Consider the following 17,570-nt stretch of genomic DNA (forward strand, 5'->3'; position numbering starts at 1 on the left):
GATGTGATTGCTCCTGACACGCCTGGCGCGCCGATTTCCATCCGCGCGCCCGCAGTCGCATGAGCCTGCCCGAAAGGCACATCCAGCCGCAGAAAGTTTGAGGATCACCATGCTGGATCGAGAAGGCTTCCGCCCGAACGTCGGCATCATCCTGCTCAACGCCAATAACGAGGTGTGGTGGGGCAAGCGCGTACGCGAGCACTCCTGGCAATTCCCGCAAGGCGGCATCAAGCACGGCGAGACCCCCGAACAGGCGATGTTTAGGGAACTGGAAGAGGAAATCGGCCTGCGGGCCGAGCACGTCAAGATCATCGGACGCACCCGTGACTGGCTGCGCTATGAAGTCCCCGACCATTTCATCAAGCGCGAAGTACGCGGCCATTACCGTGGCCAGAAGCAGATCTGGTTCCTGCTGCGCATGGTGGGCCGTGACTGCGACGTCAACCTGCGCGGCACCTCGCATCCTGAATTCGATGCCTGGCGCTGGCATGACTACTGGGTTCCGCTGGACGTGGTCATCGAGTTCAAGCGTGAGGTCTATCAGCAGGCCTTGCAGGAATTGTCGCGCTTCCTGAATCGCGCCGGCCATGCCGTGCGACGCGGTGAGCCCCCCGGCCGTCCGCTGCCACCCCACAAGAAAACCGGTCCGGCCACACAGGCCCAGCCCCTCAACGGCGCCTCCACGCCCGAATCCAAGTGAGCCCCATGCCCTCTTCCCCGCAGAACGCACCACAACGCCCTCCGATCACCCTGCGTGGCCTGCGCCGCGCGGTTTTGGCATGCTCGCTGCTAGCCGCCTGCGCCGGTGCGCTGGCACAGAGCTTCGATGAGGAATTCGACGACGAGGAAAAGCCCTGGCAGGAAATCGCCGTACAGTTGCCGCCCACGCCGCAGCAGCAGAACCTGGCCGAGTTCTACCTCAGCCCGAACGCCACCATGAAGGCCTATGTGGACCTGAACTCGGTCTCCATCGGGACTGACAAGGTGGTGCGCTATACCGTGCTCACCAAGACCGAAGGTGGCGCCGTGAACGTGATGTACGAAGGAATGCGCTGCGAAACCTGGGAGAAGAAGACCTACGCCTTCGGCCACCCCGATGGAAAATGGTCGCGTTCGCGGCGCGACAAGTGGCAGCCGATCCGCGATATCGGCGTCAATCGCATCGATGGTGCGCTGTTCAAGGATTATTTCTGCGAAGGCAAGATGATTGCCGACAACGAGAACCTGAAGAGCATCGTCAATCGCCTCAAGACCCAGACCCGCATCGATCCGGTGCGTCGCTGACCGCGACCAGCAGCGGCAAGAAAAAACGCGGCCAGGCCGCGTTTTTTCATATCTTTTACAGGATTTATATCATTTATATCCTGCCCGGAGATTGCTCCATCGCTCAGAGCAGCACCAGATTATCCCGATGCACCAGCTCAGGCTCCTCGACGAAGCCCAGGATGGCCTGGATTTCTGAAGACGGATGACGAATGATGCGGCGCGCATCCGAGCTGTTGTAGTTGCTCATGCCACGGGCAATGGCGCGTCCGGCCTCATCGACGCAGGTGATCACATCACCGCGGCCGAATTCCCCGGCCACTTCCACCACACCGATGGGCAGCAGCGACTTGCCTTCCAGGCTCAGCTTCTGCACCGCGCCGGCATCCAGCACCACGCGTCCGGCCGTTTTCAGGTGATCTGCCATCCACTGCTTGCGCGCTGTCAGCTGCGCGGTTTCGGCATTGAGCTGGGTACCGATCGTTTCGCCGGCCGCCAGGCGGGTCAGCACTTGATCTTCGCGCCCCCAGGCGATCACCGTGTGCGCCCCCGATGTCGCAGCGCGCTTGGCCGCCAGGATCTTGGTCAGCATGCCACCACGGCCGATGCCGGTGCCGGTGCCGCCGGCGATCAGCTCCAGCGAAGGGTCGCCAGCGCGTGCCTCGGCAATGAGCGTGGCCTTGGGGGCCTTGCGAGGATCGGCGGTAAACAGGCCAGGCTGGTCGGTCAGGATCACCAGCGCATCGGCTTCGATCAGGTTGGCGACCAGGGCACCCAGGGTATCGTTGTCACCGAACTTGATTTCATCGGTGACGACTGTGTCGTTTTCGTTGATGACCGGTACCACACCCAGTTGCAGCAGGGCAAACAAGGTGGAACGGGCATTGAGATAGCGCTCGCGATCAGCCAGGTCAGCATGGGTCAGCAACACCTGTGCGGTGTGCAGGTCGTGCTTGCGGAAGCTGGTTTCGTAGATTTGCGCCAGGCCCATCTGGCCTACTGCAGCGCAGGCCTGCAGGTGATGGATGCCGGTGGGACGCTTGTCGAAGCCCAGGCGCTGCATACCCTCGGCGACGGCGCCGGAGCTGACCAGCACCACTTCCTTGCCGAGTGCGCGCAATTGCGCGATCTGCTCGGCCCAGCGGGCGATGGCGTTGGCGTCTAGGCCCTTGCCATCATTGGTGACCAGCGAAGAACCGACCTTGATGATGAGCCGCTTGGCGCTTTGAATGACCGATTGCATAGTGTTCCGGATTCTGATTCTTCTGGGGGAGTCGGAAAATCCGACAGGCAGAGATGATAGCCCGAACCGCCCCCGATGCGCAGCCCCGGGAGGGACCACGCAGCGACGGAATCAGTCCAGGACCTTGAAGCGCGGATCGTCCGGATCGATGCTGGAGATGGCACGTGCCTCCTCGGTCATCTGCGTCTCTTCGGAGCGGTGCTCCTCGGCGCGCTTGGTGGCGAGGTAGCTGTAGATCTCGTTGATCAGGTCTTCGCAACCGTCACGGTTCAGCGCCGAGATCTCGAACACGGGGCCCTTCCAGCCGAAGCGCTTGACGAAATCCTTCACGCGCTTGGCGCGCTCGGCCTCGGGCACGACGTCCAGCTTGTTCAGGACCAGCCAGCGCGGCTTGTCGAACAGGGACTGGTCATACTTCTTCAGTTCCTTGACGATGGCCTTGGCTTCCTTGACCGGATCCACTTCATCGTTGAAGGGCGCCAGATCGACGATATGCAGCAGCAGACCGGTACGCTGCAGGTGGCGCAGGAACTGCACCCCCAGGCCAGCGCCATCGGCCGCACCTTCGATCAGGCCGGGGATGTCGGCGATGACGAAGCTCTTTTCGTGGCTCACGCGCACCACGCCCAGATTGGGATGCAGCGTCGTGAAGGGGTAGTCGGCGATCTTGGGACGCGCGTTGGAGACGGCGGTGATAAAGGTCGACTTGCCGGCATTGGGCATGCCCAGCAGGCCGACGTCGGCCAGCACCTTAAGTTCCAGGCGCAATTCGCGGCGCTCGCCTTCCTTGCCCTCGGTCTTCTGACGCGGGGCGCGGTTGGTGGAGGTCTTGAAGTGGATGTTGCCCCAGCCGCCCTCGCCCCCCTTGGCCAGCATCACGGTCTGGCCGTGGAAGGTCATATCGGCGATGTGCTCGCCGGTATTGAGGTCCACAATCAGGGTGCCTACCGGCATGCGCAGGTAGACGTCGTCGGCGCCCTTGCCGTAGCAATCGGAACCGCGACCGTTTTCGCCGCGGCCAGCGCGGTGCAGCTTGGCATAGCGGTAGTCGATCAGGGTGTTGACGTTACGGTCGGCCACGGCCCAGATGGTGCCGCCCTTGCCGCCGTCGCCGCCGTCGGGACCGCCGAAGGGGCGGAATTTCTCGCGGCAGAAGCTGGCGACACCGTTGCCGCCATCTCCTGCCACGACTTCAATGCGTGCTTCGTCGATGAATTTCATGATATTGACGCCTCGTGGGAGCCGCTAACAAAACGTCGATGCGTCGATGCGCCGATGCGCCGATGCACCCTTGCCGCAGCAGCGAATGGATCATCAGCCTGACCAACCCCTGCACCCCGGATAGAAGGCAAGGCTCGGCGCTTTGTTGACGGCTCTTCAAAAAACCAAAAAGGCTCCACCATCGGCAGAGCCTTTTTTATGCCTGGTTTCCGGGCGAACCCGGATGACCGGAACGCTTACGCCGTAACGACGGTTGCGTATTGACGCTGTTGCAGGCCCTTGACAACAAACTTGACCTTGCCGTCCTTCAGGGCGAACAGGGTGTGGTCCTTGCCGACGCCGACGTTTTCGCCAGCGTGGACGCGGGTGCCGCGTTGACGGATGATGATGCCGCCAGCGTTGATCACTTGGCCGCCATAAACCTTGACGCCCAGGCGTTTCGATTCTGAGTCACGGCCGTTGCGCGTAGTGCCGCCGCCTTTTTTGTGTGCCATTTAAAACTCCTTGATGACTTTGGATGAGCAGTTCGACCAGTTCAACGCTTAGGCGTTGATCGAGACGATTTGCAGTTCGGTGTAGTTCTGACGATGGCCTTGACGCTTTTGGTAGTGCTTGCGACGACGCATCTTGAAGATGCGGACCTTGTCATGGCGACCTTGGGCTACCACAGTAGCCAGCACCGTAGCACCTGCGACCAGCGGCGCACCGAACTTCACGGTTTCGCCTGCGCCCACTGCGAGCACTTGATCCAAAGTGATTTCGGAGCCAATGTCAGCCGGTATCTGTTCTACTTTGAGTTTTTCGCCAGCAGCAACTTTGTATTGTTTGCCGCCGGTTTTTATGACCGCGTACATGTGAAACCTCACGAATGAATGAATAAGAACGATTTTTTCCTGACGCGCCTGGGATGCAAAAACCCTTGGCGAAACAGGAAAACCCCAAATTATACATGCACTTAGCTGCAGGGTCAAAAGACTTGACACTTTGGCGGGCTGATGAACAACAGAGTTTCCGGCAGGACAATGGAGGGAGGTGATCGCCGGATCGCCAGCGCATAAGCCCGACCGTTTCCCTTTCGACCACACCCAGCCTGCACATTGGAGAGCATGGTCTTTGGCGTGGCCCCGCCTTGTCATCGTATAATCCGGGGAATAACCATTTCCCACAGGTTCCGCCTTGTCTGCCGCCGTACAAAACGCTTCGCAACAAACCATCATGCATCCGATCCTCTCCGACATGGAGGCGGTCAACGCAGTCATCCGCCGGCAACTGTATTCGGAGGTGCCGCTGGTCAACCAGGTCGCTGAATACATCATCAGTGCGGGCGGCAAGCGTCTGCGCCCGGTGCTGGTCGTGCTCATCGCCAACGCCTTCGGCTACAAGGGCGAGCATCATCACTCGCTGGCCGCAGTGATCGAATTCATCCACACCGCGACCCTGCTGCATGACGACGTCGTCGACGAATCCTCGTTGCGTCGCGGCAAGCAGACCGCCAATGCCATGTTCGGCAATGCCGCCTCGGTGCTGGTGGGCGACTTCCTCTATTCACGTGCCTTCCAGATGATGGTGACGGTAGGCAACCCGCGCGTGATGGAGATCGTGGCCGACGCCACCAACGTCATCGCCGAGGGCGAGGTCCTGCAGTTGCTGAACATGCACAACCCCGACGTGGACGAAAACGGTTACCTGCAGGTGATCCGCTCCAAGACCGCCAAGCTATTCGAGGCCGCCAGCCAGATCGGTGCGCTGATTGCAGGCGCCGACGAAGCCGGTATCGAAGCCGCGGGCGAGTATGGCCGCTCCATCGGCACTGCCTTCCAGCTGATCGACGACGTGCTGGATTATTCGGGCAACAGCGCCGAGATCGGCAAGAACGTCGGCGATGACCTGCGCGAAGGCAAACCTACCCTGCCGCTGATCTGGCTCATGCAGCACGGCACGCCGCAGCAGCGCGAACTGGTTCGCACCTGCATCGAGAACGGTGACGAACAGCACTTCGACGAGGTGCTCTCGGCCATCACCCACTCCGGCGCTCTGGCTTACACGCGCGAACAGGCCGAGATTGCCGCGCGACGCGCCGCGGACGCGATTATTTCACTTCCTGATAGCCAATTCAAAAAATCCCTGTTAGAATTATCGGCTTTCGCAGTAGATCGAAATCACTGACATTAGATCTCACTCGACGGGGTGTAGCTTAGCCTGGTAGAGCGCTACGTTCGGGACGTAGAGGCCGGAGGTTCGAATCCTCTCACCCCGACCAGGAATTTCCATGCAAAAACAGCGAGTCAAATGACTCGCTGTTTTTGTTTGTGCGTCTTGCGTAGCGCCGTATTAACTACCCACCACCCCGCACTACCCCTCTTCCACCCAATCGCTTCATCACGACGCCATTGCGCGATCCAGTGCCGGATCAAGATTATCAATGACTGCCCGAGCCCAACCCATGCCACGCTCGATGGCGAGAGCGGCGCTGTTGAAACGTCCAGGCAGGTGACGGCGGGGGAACAAGGCAGGCGCCAGGCCACTGGTGTCGACGATGTGCACCGCACTCACTTCCCACTGGTCGCGCTGACCACTACATCGCAGCGAAACCCGGAAGCCCTTGTACTGCTCCTGATGATCGACTGGCGAATGCATATTCTTTTTCTTTCGCAAAACCGATCCATGAGCGCGTGCCCGCCCGACTTGCCGCAGGTCGCGGCGAGCTCAAGGCGGCGTCACGCCTCGCCCCAGCGATCAGCGGCGACGGAAGCCCGGGCGGGGGCCGCTGGGGCCGCGCTGCTCCAGGTGACGGAAGATGATGCGACCCTTGTTCAGGTCATAGGGCGACAGCTCCAGAGTGACCTTGTCACCGGCCAGAATCTTGATGAAGTTCTTTTTCATGCGACCAGCCGTATAGGCGATCAGCGAGTGGCCGTTGTCCAGCGCGACGCGGAAACGCGAATCCGGGAGGACTTCGGAAACTTGTCCTTGCATTTCAATCAGTTCTTCTTTTGCCATTTTCTCTTTCTTGTGCGTGAGCACGCGACCTACAGCTAGGAAGGGCTCGGGGATTTGCAATCTCTGGCTTTGACGACCGGCCAGCCAAGCAGGCGGCCGGGAACGTTAAGGTCGGAGGACAGACGAACGCGCTTGCGGTGAAACCGACAGCGTTGGTTCTTTACTCTGGGAAGCGGATGAAGATGCGGATCACACGGATTGCAGGGATCGGACTACAGCAAGGCGCGTGGAGATCAGGATGTCCGCTCTTTTCTTGAGCGTTTTCCACATTATACGCGATTTTTGCCTCGAAGGCCAACGAGGACCCGTGCCGCGCTCATCCGCGCCACAGCCGAATTGTGAGCGATTGATTCCTCCGGCCGCTAAGCCCCGGCGCTAGCGAGAAAAAAAGCGCCACCGCAAAGGGTGGCGCCAAAAACTGCCAGAGGTACGGTCCATTACTGCAATTGCCCAGGTAATCCGGATCATCCGAAGAACCCGCCGACGCCGCGACTCATCGTTCGATGGTGCGGCTCCAGCGGGTATTCCAGACGGCCCGGTTCTTGTTGATCTCGTCCCAATCCACCGCCCGTGCCGCCTTCACGAATCCGTTCATGCGTGCCTGCTCGGTCGCGGCCGCGCCGCTGACCTGGACCTTGGTATTGGTCGGGTTGTAATTGCCGTTTTCCAGCGCCAGTGCCTGCGCCTGCGGAGAAAGAAGATAAGCCGCCAGTTCCTGGGCCAGTTGTGGCTCGCTATTGTTGGCAATCACGCATTGCGCCACCATCAGCACCACCGCCCCCTCTTTGGGTTGCACATATTCCACCGGTACACCCTTGCTCTTGAGAATGGTGGACTGGGTCGGGGTGTAAGGGAACAAGGCGGCTTCCCCGGTCTGCGCCATCTCGGAAATCTTGGCCGAGTTGGAGATGTACTCCAGCACATTGGGGCCGATGGTCGATGGCCAGGCCTTGAAGCCCGGATCGACGTTGGCATCGGTACCGCCCTTGAGCTGGTTGAAGGCAAGGAAGGCATGCAGCCCGAAGGTCGAGGAGGGCAGCGACTGGAATACCACTCGTCCCTTCAGCTTGGGATCGGCCAGGTCCAGCCAGGAGGTCGGCGGCGCCCAGCCCTTCTCGGCATAGACCTTGGTGTTGTAGGCCAGGCCGGTGACGCTGATGGTCACGCCGGTGGCCATGTCGTCCTTGATATGCGCGACCGGCAGCAGGTTGGCCAGGTTGGGATTGGGCTTCTGTTTCTCGCACAGGCCCATGCCCACCGCGCGGTACATCACACCGTCATCAAGGAACATCAGGTGCATCTGCGGCTTGTCCTTGGCAGCCTGGGCCTTGGCCAGGATATCGGCCGAGCCGCCCGGTACCACGGCGATCTTGACATTGTGCTTCTGTTCAAAGGGGCCGAAGACCGATTGTGTGAACGTCTTTTCCATGTTGCCACCGTTCATGCCGATGTACAGCGTCCGGGTCTGCGCCTGGGCGCTGCCACAGGCCAGCAGGGTCATGCCAAGGGCGGCGGCCAGCGCGCCGGGACGGGAAAGCGACATCATGAGATCTTCCTTTCAGGGTGGGAGGACAGCAGGTCGGAGGTATTTGCGCCATCGATGCCGACCGAGGAAACGGCAGGCGTCGAGGCAAAACGGGCAATCGAGAATGCATCGAGGTCGATATTGCTGCGGCCATGCAGCACCAGCTCGGCCAGCGCTTCACCGGCGGCCGGGCCGATCTGGAAACCGGCGCCGCAGAAGCCGAAGCCATGCAGCAGGCCCGGCTGCGTGCTGCTGGGGCCGATCACCGGGTGGTGGTCCGGCAGGTAGCCTTCCACCCCGCTCCAGGTGCGGATGATGTGGACGTGCCGCAGCGCCGGCAGCAAAGCCGCCGCCTGCGGCAGCAGGCCGAGGATGGAGTCGTGCGAGGCGCGGGCGCGCTGTTCATCCAGCACATAGCCGCGACCGCCGCCCAGCACCACGTTGCCACGGGCCACCTGACGGCAATAGATCGATCCCCCTTCCACGCCCAGGCTCCAGGGCAGGAAATGCGGGATGGGCTCGGTCACCACCATGCTGGGATGGCCGCTGGTCAACGGCGCGGCCTCGCCGAAGGCTTGCGCCACCCGGTTGGCCCAGGCCCCGGCGCAGTTGATCAACACCTCGGCGCGCAACTGCAAAGGCGCTTCGCCGTGCCGTGCTTCGGCCACGAAACTCTGGCCGTCATGGCCCACCTGCAATACTTCGCAGCCCTCGATGATGCGCGCCCCGGCCGCCTGCGCAGCGCGGGCGAAGGCCGGTGACACCAGACGCGGATTGGCCTGGCCGTCTTCCGGGCACAAGGAGCCGCCGACCGCCGCGCCACCCAGCCAGGGGCATTGCTCACGCAGGCGCTCGCCGCTGATCAATTCGATGCCCAGCCCGTAGGGCCGGCTCAGCTCGGCATAGGCTTCCAGGGCCTGCATATCGGCGGCGCTGCGGGCCAGCTTGAAGTGGCCACTGCGTTCATATTCGCCGGTGGTGCCGATGAGCGACTCCAGCTCGCCCCAGATCTGGTGCGCCCGTTGCGACAAGGGCAACTGCACCTCGGGCCGGCCCTGGCGGCGCACACCACCGTAGTTCACGCCACTGGAACGCGAACCACAGAGATCGCGCTCCAGCACCGTCACGCGGCGGCCGGCCTTGGCCAGCACCAGCGCCGCCGATGCACCGACGATGCCACCGCCGATGATGAGCACTTCAGTGGAAACGGTGTTCACGATTCATCCTCCCCGGCATGCAGGGCAATGACCTGCGCCGACGGCAACACAGTCGCAGGCACGTGCATGCCCATGGGAATGGGCTTGATCGGCGCCTGACCGCGCAGACGTCCGACCTCGGCCACCGGCACTGCCGCCGCATGGGCCAGGATCTCTGCTGCCGCGGCACCGCACATGCGTCCCTGGCAGCGCCCCATGCCCACGCGGGTCAGGGCCTTCAGGCGATTCATTTCCGCTGCGCCCTTCTCGCGCACGGCTGCGCGCAACTCTCCGGCACGGATGTTTTCGCAGCGGCAGACCACCAGTTCATCGGGAGCATTGGCTGCCCAGTGTTCGGGGAAGGGAAAGGCCCGCTCCAGCCCCACGCGGAAGGCGCTGATCTGCGCGAGCGTGGCTTCGATCTGCGCCACCCGGGCGCCATCGACCGTGATGCCGCGATCCTGCAACAGCGCCAGCGCGGCACGCTCGCCAGCCAGTTCGGCGGCGTCCGCCCCCATGATGCCGGCGCCGTCACCGGCCAGGTAAACGCCCGGCACGCTGCTACGGGTCGCGCGATCGCGCAGCGGCAGATGCGCCCGTTGCAGCGGGTCGAAACGGAAGCGGCAACCCAGCAGGTCGGCCAGTTGCGTTTCCGAGCGCAGAGCATAGCCGAAGCCTACGGCGTCGCAATCGATGCGTCGCTCCACGCCTGCCTTGGCACCGGCCCGGGCAGCTTGACGACGCCACACCACGCCCTGCACGCGGGACTCCCCCTCCACCCGTAGCACCTCGGCATGGGTGTGGACCGGCACGCCATGCAGTCGGAGCCAGGCCAGGTAGTAGATGCCCTTGACCAGCAATGCCGGCTGCCCCAGCATGGCCGGCAGCGCCGCGATGCGGTCGCCCAGGCGGCTGCTGTCAAGCACGGCCGCTACGTGGGCGCCGGCCTTGGCGTATTGATAGGCCACCAGATACAGCAGCGGACCATTGCCGGCCAACACCACCGTGCGGCCGATGGCGCATCCCTGGAACTTGAGCGCAACCTGCGCGCCACCGAGCGTATAGACGCCCGGCGTGGTCCAGCCCGGGAAGGGCAGGATGCGGTCGGTGGCGCCGGTGGCGACGATGATGTCGTCCCAGGCCAGGGTGGCCGCGGCCTGGGCCTGGCCATCCATCAGGTCGAGCAGGCCGGGCTGGGCATTCCATACCAGGGTCTGCGGACGATAATCGATGGCCTCGCGCAAGGCATGGAAGGTGGCATGCACCGACTGCGCGCGTCCCGCTTCGAAACCATAGAGCGTCTTGCGGCTGCGCCGGAATCCGTTGGGCGGCTGGCGATAGATCTGGCCGCCCGCCTGGGCCGCCTCGTCAATCAGCACCGGTCGCAGGCCGTGGGCCAGGAGCGTCTGCGCCGCACGCACGCCGGCCGGTCCGGCACCGACGATCACGGGAGGGAGTCGACTCATGCGCCCTCCCCCTGGCCGCTGCGCAATTGCATGCCGGCACGGATAAAGGTCGAACAGGCACGCAGGCGTTCACCGCTGTCGGTGGCGATCCAGCAATCCTGGCAAGCGCCCATCATGCAGAAGCCGGCGCGCGGCTGGCCGCTGAATTCATTGCGGCGCAGGCTGCCGGCGCAGGTCAGCACGGCGGTCAGCACGGTATCGCCTTCCAGCGCGGTGACGGCGCGGCCATCGAGGGTGAAGCTGACGGTGGCCCGATCCTGCTCGGCCAGCCGCACCAGCTGCGCACCCTGAAGAGAAGCGAGATCGCTCATGTGCGCCCCACCAGTACGCGGTCCAGGCCGTAGACCCGGTCCAGGATGATCATCGCCACCGCCGTGATGGCCACCATCAGGGCCGACACGGCCGCCATCATCGGATCAATGGATTCGGTGGCGTACATGTACATGCGCACCGGCAGCGTCACCGTCGAAGGCGAGGTCACGAAGATGGACATGGTGACTTCATCGAAGCTGTTGATGAAGGCCAGCAGCCAGCCACCGGTAATCCCCGGCAGGATCATCGGCAGCGTGATGCGCAGGAACACCGTGGAGCGCGAGGCCCCCAGCGACAGCGCAGCCTGCTCGGCACTGCGGTCGAAACCGATCAGCGCGGCCATGATCAGGCGCATGGTATAGGGCGTCACCACCAGCGAGTGCGCCAGCACCAGCCAGGCGAAACTGCCGGCGCCGCCTACCACCGAGAACAGGCGCAGCAAGGCCACGCCCAGCACCAGGTGCGGGATGATCAGCGGTGACAGGAACAGGCCCTGCAAGACGCCCGACCAACGATGCGGATAACGCACCAGCGCCATGGCCGCCGGAATGGCCAGCACGGTGGAGATGGTGGCTGCCGCCAGTGCCAGCCACAGGCTGTTCCAGAAGGAGCTGACGAAATCAGGGAATTCGAACACCGCCTTGAACCAACGCAGCGAGAATTCCGGCCCGTTCATGGTGAGGGTGTTTTCCGGGGTGAAGGCGATCACGCACACCACCAGGATCGGCGCCAGCGTGAAGAGGATCACCAGCGCATTGAACAGCAATGCAATCGGTCCGTTCTTGTTCATGGTTCAGCCCAGCGCTTTCTTGTAGCGACGTTCGATCATGCGGTTCCAGCCCAGCATGATGACCAGGTTGGCCACCAGCAGCAGCAGCGCGATGGCTGCGCCCAGGGGCCAGTTCAGTTCGTGCAGGTATTCGTCATAGATGATGGTGGCCATCATCTTCAGGCGACGTCCGCCCAGGAGGCCAGGAATGGCAAAGGAGCTGGCCGACAGGCCGAAGACGATCAGGCTGCCCGAGAGGATGCCCGGCATGATCTGCGGCAGCACGATACGGCGCAGCACGGTCATGGGCGAGGCGCCCAGCGACAGCGCGGCATTGGCGACGCCGCCATCGAGCTTTTGCAGCGAGGTCCACACCGGGATCACCATGAAGGGGAGCATCACGTGTACCAGGGCGATGACGATGGCCGTCTCGGTATAGAGCAGCTTGACGCGGCTGAAACCCAGCGCCATCAGCAGGCTGTTGATCAGCCCTTCCGGCCCCAGCAGCATGCTCCAGCCAAAGGCCCGCACCACCACTGAAATCATCAACGGCGCCAGCACCACCAGCAGCATGACGGAACGCCAGGGCTTGCGCATGCGATTGAGGATGTAGGCTTCCGGCGCGCCCAGGACGATGCAGATCAGCGTGACCAGGCCCGAGATCCACAGCGTGCGCCAGAAGATGGCGTAGTAGTAGGGATCGGTGAGCACCGCCTGGTAATGCTCCAGCGTGAAGGTGCCGGCCTTGGGACCGGTCTCGGCATCATAGGCATTGAAGGACAGCACGAAGGTCAGCAGCAGCGGAACCAGCAGCATCACCGTGCACAGCAGGATGGCCGGGGCCGACATCAGCCAGGGCAGGCCGCGCTGGCCGGGCGGCTTGCCACCTTGCGGCGCCGTCACGCTGGGCGCCACCGCCGGCGAGGTACCGGCCGCACTCATGCCGGCACCCGTTCATCGCCACGGGCGGTGGAGACCAGGCGCAGGTTGAAGTCGCTCCAGACCAGGCCCAGCGGCGCGCCCTGCTCCAGCGCCTCGGCCCCGTCGTTGGGCGCCAGCACCGACAGCAGTCCCAGCGGCGTCTGCACCTCGTACATCCACTGGCTGCCCAGGAAGAAGCGACGTACCACTTCGCCATTGCAGCGGCCCTCGCCGGGCGCGGTACAGCGGATCTTTTCCGGGCGCAGACCCAGCACCACGCGACCACCGCCGCGCAAGCCACTGTCGCTGCTCTCCAGGCTGAGCATCATGCCGCCCACGGCGATATCGGCGCGCTCACCGGCGGCACCCACCACCTGGCCTTCCAGCAGGTTGGCCTTGCCCACGAAGGTGGAAATGAAACGATTGGCCGGATGTTCATACACATTGATGGGACGGCCCACCTGGGTGATATGCCCGGCTTCCATCACCACCACGCGATCGCTGATGGACATGGCCTCGCTCTGGTCGTGGGTGACCATGATCGTGGTGGTACCGACCTTGCGCTGGATGTCGCGCAGTTCGAATTGCATTTCCTCGCGCAGCTTGGCGTCCAGGTTGGACAGGGGTTCGTCCAGCAGCAGCACGGGCGGCGCGATCACCAGCGCACGCGCCAGCGCCACACGCTGACGCTGGCCGCCGGAAAGTTCGCGCGGATAACGGCTGCCATGCTTTTCCAGGTGCACCAGGGCCAGCGCCTGCGCCACGCGGTCGCGCTTCTCCCCAGGCGAGCACTTGCGCATCTCCAGGCCGAAGGCCACGTTCTGCTCCACCGTCATATGCGGGAACAGTGCGTAGGTCTGGAACACGATGCCCAGGCCACGGGTATTGGGCTTGGCGTGGGTGATGTCGCGGCCATCGAGTTCGATGCGGCCGCCGCTGACGTTCTCGAAGCCTGCAATCATCTGCAGGGTCGTGGTCTTGCCGCAACCGGAGGGACCCAGCAGGGAAATGAATTCCCCCTTCTCCACCGTCAGATTGAAGCCCGATACCGCCTGGGTATCGCCGTAGAACTTACTGACATTGGTCAGCGTGAGAAATGACATTGCAAGCTCCCTGTCGCAAAGTTCGGGCGCTGCACGGCTGGCGGGCTTGTCGGCCGGCGGGCGCTCCGATGCATTCATCTGTAAAGTCGCATCCACCTCAAGGAATGGGGTGATATGCGCGTCTCCTGTTTCGTTATCGATGCAATTTCGGTGCCAATTCTGCTATCGTATTTCGACAGACAGGAATTTTTTAATAATTATTTCGATCAATGGAATATCTGGACAGGCCTGACGCCACCGATTCCACCCAGCAGACAACAGCCCCCTTCATGAGCGACGACAACGACGAGGCTTCCTCGACCACCGCCCCGGCCACTCTTCCGGTCAACGGCATCCAGCGCACCTTCGCGGTGTTGCGCGCACTGGCCGATGCACCACCGCAAGGCATGCGGGTGACCCAGGTGGCCAAGGCCATCGGCCTCACGCAAGGCACCACGCACCGCCTGCTGCAGGCCCTGGTGAGCGAAGGCGTGGTGGAGCAGGATGAACGCAGCAAGCTGTACCGCCTGGGGATGGACCTGTTCGCGCTGGCCGCGCGCGCCGGCAATGCCTCCGACCTGCGCAGCCTGTGCCGGCCGGCGCTGCTGCGCCTGTGCGGCAGCCTGGGCGATACCGTGTTCCTGCTGGTGCGCTCGCGCTTCGACGCGGTCTGCGTGGACCGGGTCGACGGTCCCTTCCCGATCCGTGCCTTCACCGGCGACATCGGTGGCCGCGTGGCACTGGGCGTGGGCCAGGGCGCGCTGTCCATCCTCGCCTTCCTGCCGGAACAGGAGCGCGAGGAAGTGATCCGCTACAACGTGCCGCGCCTGCGCGAGTTCGGGGTCTATGACGAGGTCTACCTGCGCACCGAAATCGAGCGCGTGCGTGAAACCGGCTACGCGGCACGCCAGGCGGGCCTGCTCGACGGCATGGCCGGCCTGGCGGTGCCGCTGTTCGATTGCAGCGGCGCCATCGTGGGCGCCCTCAGCGTGGGTACGCTGACCTCGCGCCTGACCGAGGAACGTCTGCCGACCGTGGTACAGATGTTGCAACGGGAGGCCGCGGCACTGTCGCGCCAGATCAATCCCTTCGACCCGGCATTGCGCCGTCCCATGCACCAGGCCAATCCTGTGGAGCCCCGCCCATGAGTTCTTCTTCTCCCGTCCTGCTGGTCAAGTCCGGCGGTGCCGCCGCGCTACCGGAGTGGCGCGCCAGCTTCCATGAGTTCGCCCCCGGGCTGGGCCTGGAGGTGTGCGCCTGGGATGACCCCGAGGTCGATCCGGCGCGGGTGGAATATGTCCTGGTCTGGCAGCCCGAACCGGGCCGCCTGGCCGGCTTCCCCAACCTGAAGGCCGTCATCAGCAGCGCGGCCGGGGTGGATCACATCCTGGCCGATCCGCACTTGCCGGACCTGCCCATCGTGCGCATGGTCACGCCCGAGACCCAGCAGCGCATGGCCGAATTCACCGTCATGAGCAGTCTCATGCTGTTGAAGGACATGCCGCGCATCGTGGCCCAGCAGGCAAGGGCGCAATGGCTGGAGTTCTCCACCCCGCGCACCGCCCTGGAAACCCGGGTGGGTGTGCTCGGTCTGGGGGCGCTGGGGCTGGCCACGGCGCGCATGCATGCCACCATCGGCTTCGACACTGCCGGCTGGGCGCGCTCGCCGCGCACCGAAAAGGGACTGAGCTGCTACGCCGGCATGGACGAGTTGCCGGCCTTCCTGGCCCGCACCGATATCCTGATCTGCCTCTTGCCGGAAACCGAGGACACTCGCCACCTGCTCGACGCCGACCTGCTGCACCAGTTGCCACGTGGCGCGGCCGTCATCAACGTCGGGCGCGGCAGCCACCTGTGCCTGCCCGACCTGCTGGCGGCGCTGGACGAGGGCCAGCTGTCGGGCGCCGTGTTGGACGTGTTCGATGAAGAGCCCTTGCCTGCCGACGCGGCGGTCTGGCGCCACCCCCGCGTGCTGGTGACGCCGCATGCGGCGGCGACGCCATCGCGGCGGGAGCGCGCCCGCCAGGCAGCAGTAGCCATTTCGGCCATGCTGGGCGGGCTGCCGCCACCGCATCTGTATGACCGCGTGCGGGGTTACTGAGGGGCAAGCGCCCCCTTCCGCGCCGGTCCGGCTTGCGGGATAGCCCCCCATCGTCTAGACTTTGGCGCTCGCTGGCCGCCCTGCCCGCCCTGGCCACAGGCAAGCAGGTCCGCCGAATCCCTCCCGTGCGCGAGGGCAATCAACCTGACGGCAACGTTTGGATACCGTACCCATATGGGTGCAAGCTCTTGCACTCCTGATCCTGATCCTGCTCTCGGCCTTCTTTTCGATGACCGAGACGGCGCTGATGGCCGCCAACCGCCATCGTCTGCGGCACCTGGCCAAACAGGGCAATCGTGCCGCCATCACCATCCTGTGGCTGCTGGATCGCACTGAGCGACTGCTGTCGCTGATCCTGATCGCCAACACCCTCATCAATGCACTGGCCACCGCACTGGTAACGGCACTGGCCATTACCGCCTTCGGCAACCACCAGCGCGTGATTACCGCGGCCACCGCCTTCGTGGCGGCGCTGCTGATCATCTTTGCCGAAATCGTGCCCAAGGTGATCGGCGCCACCTACCCCGAACGCATCGCGCTGTTCACCAGCTTCGTGCTCAAGCCGCTCATGCGGATTGCCAAGCCGCTGATCTGGTTCGTCAACCTGTTCGTCTCGGCGATCCTGAAGCTGTTGCGCATCAAGACCGGCGCGCGGGCGGCCGAACAGCGCATCTCGCCGGAAGAACTGCGCTCCATCGTGCTCGAAGGCGGCAGCTTCATCCCGCAGAAGCACAAGAGCATCCTGCTGAACCTGTTCGACCTGGAAAAGATCTCGGTGGAAGACGTGATGACGCCGCGTGCCCAGGTCGAGGCCCTGAACCTGGCTGCACCGGTGGAAGATATCCTGCACCAGCTGGCCACCTGCTACCACAACAAGCTGCCGGTCTACGAGGGCGAGATCAACCATATCGTCGGCATCCTGCATGTGCGCAAGACGGTGTCGCTGTTCCGCCAGGAAGAGGACATCAGCCACGACGATATCCGTGCCCTGCTGTCGGTACCGTATTACGTGCCGGTGGAAACCGACGTCTTCACGCAGCTTCAGTATTTCCAGGAAAATCACGAACGTCTGGGCATCGTCGTCGATGAATACGGCGAGGTACAAGGCCTGGTGACCCTGGAAGACATCATCGAAGAGATGATCGGCGAATTCACCACCTCCTCGCCCGGCTCGTCCGGCGAAGGCTTCGGCTGGGACAAGGACGGCGCCTGCCTGCTCGAAGGTAGCACCACCCTGCGCGACATCAACAAGCGCCTGGGCCTGACGCTGCCGCTGGATGGCCCCAAGACCGTCAATGGCCTGCTGCTGGAAACCCTGCAGGACATCCCCGAGGCCAGCGTGGCCGTGAAGTTCGAGGGCTGCGTGATCGAAATCGTGCAGGTCCAGAACCAGGCGATCCGCATGGTCAAGCTGATTGCCATGCCGGCGTCGCCGAGACGGGACCACTAGCACCGGTTCCCGCATCGAACT

19 protein-coding genes and 1 tRNA gene are annotated in these 17,570 nt (G+C 63.6%); 7 read left to right on the top strand and 13 right to left on the bottom strand.

Annotation, left to right across the window (positions count from 1 at the left end; all coding sequences use genetic code 11):
* Positions 1-109 precede the first annotated feature (109 nt).
* Together I5R65_RS12535 and I5R65_RS12540 are read left to right on the top strand one after the other, a co-directional pair.
* Positions 110-700: an RNA pyrophosphohydrolase gene (locus I5R65_RS12535; RefSeq protein WP_006713220.1), complete on the top strand. Its 591-nt coding sequence runs from the start codon at positions 110-112 to the stop codon at positions 698-700.
* Positions 701-705: 5 nt separating this feature from the next.
* A complete protein-coding gene (locus I5R65_RS12540) occupies positions 706-1,284 on the top strand; it encodes a CNP1-like family protein (RefSeq protein WP_180667948.1) in 579 nt (192 codons plus the stop codon).
* A gap of 103 nt (positions 1,285-1,387) precedes the next feature.
* On the opposite strand, the gene proB is transcribed toward I5R65_RS12540, so the two are convergent.
* The 4 genes from proB to rplU all read right to left on the bottom strand — a co-directional run bounded on the left by proB (position 1,388) and on the right by rplU (position 4,581).
* Complete coding sequence (gene proB, locus I5R65_RS12545; RefSeq protein WP_180667949.1) at positions 1,388-2,506, bottom strand: glutamate 5-kinase; 1,119 nt, start codon at positions 2,504-2,506, stop codon at positions 1,388-1,390.
* Between the two features lie 111 nt (positions 2,507-2,617).
* Complete coding sequence (gene obgE / locus I5R65_RS12550; protein WP_180667951.1) at positions 2,618-3,727, bottom strand: GTPase ObgE; 1,110 nt, start codon at positions 3,725-3,727, stop codon at positions 2,618-2,620.
* A 236-nt stretch (positions 3,728-3,963) separates the two neighbouring features.
* Positions 3,964-4,221, bottom strand: a complete 258-nt coding sequence (gene rpmA, locus I5R65_RS12555; RefSeq protein ID WP_039790468.1) for a 50S ribosomal protein L27 — start codon at positions 4,219-4,221, stop codon at positions 3,964-3,966.
* 48 nt (positions 4,222-4,269) lie between these two features.
* Positions 4,270-4,581, bottom strand: coding sequence for a 50S ribosomal protein L21 (gene rplU, locus I5R65_RS12560; RefSeq protein WP_006713215.1), 312 nt, complete (start codon positions 4,579-4,581; stop codon positions 4,270-4,272).
* 361 nt (positions 4,582-4,942) lie between these two features.
* Here rplU and ispB point away from each other — a divergent pair, with 361 nt between their 5' ends.
* Positions 4,943-5,893 (top strand): octaprenyl diphosphate synthase, encoded by a 951-nt coding sequence (gene ispB / locus I5R65_RS12565; protein ID WP_370460935.1) that lies wholly within the window; start codon positions 4,943-4,945, stop codon positions 5,891-5,893.
* Positions 5,894-5,910: 17 nt separating this feature from the next.
* A tRNA-Pro gene (locus tag I5R65_RS12570) sits at positions 5,911-5,987 on the top strand.
* Positions 5,988-6,106: 119 nt separating this feature from the next.
* On the opposite strand, the gene I5R65_RS12575 is transcribed toward I5R65_RS12570, so the two are convergent.
* The 9 genes from I5R65_RS12575 to I5R65_RS12615 all read right to left on the bottom strand — a co-directional run bounded on the left by I5R65_RS12575 (position 6,107) and on the right by I5R65_RS12615 (position 14,019).
* Positions 6,107-6,364 carry a hypothetical protein gene (locus I5R65_RS12575; RefSeq protein ID WP_180667953.1) on the bottom strand — a complete coding sequence of 86 codons (258 nt, stop codon included), beginning with the start codon at positions 6,362-6,364 and terminating at the stop codon, positions 6,107-6,109.
* Between the two features lie 99 nt (positions 6,365-6,463).
* Positions 6,464-6,727: a translation initiation factor IF-1 gene (gene infA, locus I5R65_RS12580; RefSeq protein ID WP_006713209.1), complete on the bottom strand. Its 264-nt coding sequence runs from the start codon at positions 6,725-6,727 to the stop codon at positions 6,464-6,466.
* Between the two features lie 493 nt (positions 6,728-7,220).
* Positions 7,221-8,273 (bottom strand): ABC transporter substrate-binding protein, encoded by a 1,053-nt coding sequence (locus I5R65_RS12585; protein WP_180667954.1) that lies wholly within the window; start codon positions 8,271-8,273, stop codon positions 7,221-7,223.
* Positions 8,270-9,469 carry an FAD-binding oxidoreductase gene (locus I5R65_RS12590; protein WP_180667956.1) on the bottom strand — a complete coding sequence of 400 codons (1,200 nt, stop codon included), beginning with the start codon at positions 9,467-9,469 and terminating at the stop codon, positions 8,270-8,272. Before I5R65_RS12590 ends, I5R65_RS12585 begins: the two co-directional genes overlap by 4 nt.
* Entirely contained in the window at positions 9,466-10,914 is a 1,449-nt protein-coding gene (locus I5R65_RS12595) for an NAD(P)/FAD-dependent oxidoreductase (protein WP_180667957.1), read from the bottom strand. The genes I5R65_RS12590 and I5R65_RS12595 overlap by 4 nt, the downstream gene beginning before the upstream one ends.
* Positions 10,911-11,225: a (2Fe-2S)-binding protein gene (locus tag I5R65_RS12600; RefSeq protein WP_180667959.1), complete on the bottom strand. Its 315-nt coding sequence runs from the start codon at positions 11,223-11,225 to the stop codon at positions 10,911-10,913. The genes I5R65_RS12595 and I5R65_RS12600 overlap by 4 nt, the downstream gene beginning before the upstream one ends.
* Positions 11,222-12,016, bottom strand: coding sequence for an ABC transporter permease (locus I5R65_RS12605; RefSeq protein WP_180667961.1), 795 nt, complete (start codon positions 12,014-12,016; stop codon positions 11,222-11,224). Before I5R65_RS12605 ends, I5R65_RS12600 begins: the two co-directional genes overlap by 4 nt.
* A gap of 3 nt (positions 12,017-12,019) precedes the next feature.
* Entirely contained in the window at positions 12,020-12,937 is a 918-nt protein-coding gene (locus tag I5R65_RS12610; RefSeq protein ID WP_370460936.1) for an ABC transporter permease, read from the bottom strand.
* Positions 12,934-14,019, bottom strand: a complete 1,086-nt coding sequence (locus I5R65_RS12615; RefSeq protein ID WP_180667962.1) for an ABC transporter ATP-binding protein — start codon at positions 14,017-14,019, stop codon at positions 12,934-12,936. Before I5R65_RS12615 ends, I5R65_RS12610 begins: the two co-directional genes overlap by 4 nt.
* Positions 14,020-14,288: 269 nt before the next feature.
* Between I5R65_RS12615 and I5R65_RS12620 the strand changes: the two genes are divergently transcribed.
* The 3 genes from I5R65_RS12620 to I5R65_RS12630 all read left to right on the top strand — a co-directional run bounded on the left by I5R65_RS12620 (position 14,289) and on the right by I5R65_RS12630 (position 17,549).
* Complete coding sequence (locus I5R65_RS12620; RefSeq protein ID WP_180667964.1) at positions 14,289-15,146, top strand: IclR family transcriptional regulator; 858 nt, start codon at positions 14,289-14,291, stop codon at positions 15,144-15,146.
* Positions 15,143-16,099, top strand: coding sequence for a glyoxylate/hydroxypyruvate reductase A (locus I5R65_RS12625; protein WP_180667966.1), 957 nt, complete (start codon positions 15,143-15,145; stop codon positions 16,097-16,099). The genes I5R65_RS12620 and I5R65_RS12625 overlap by 4 nt, the downstream gene beginning before the upstream one ends.
* A 157-nt stretch (positions 16,100-16,256) precedes the next feature.
* Positions 16,257-17,549, top strand: a complete 1,293-nt coding sequence (locus I5R65_RS12630; protein WP_180667968.1) for an HlyC/CorC family transporter — start codon at positions 16,257-16,259, stop codon at positions 17,547-17,549.
* The last annotated feature ends 21 nt before the right edge of the window (positions 17,550-17,570 follow it).

Origin of the sequence: Herbaspirillum sp. AP02, assembly GCF_015767275.1 — a bacterium.
GTDB lineage: Bacteria > Pseudomonadota > Gammaproteobacteria > Burkholderiales > Burkholderiaceae_D > Herbaspirillum.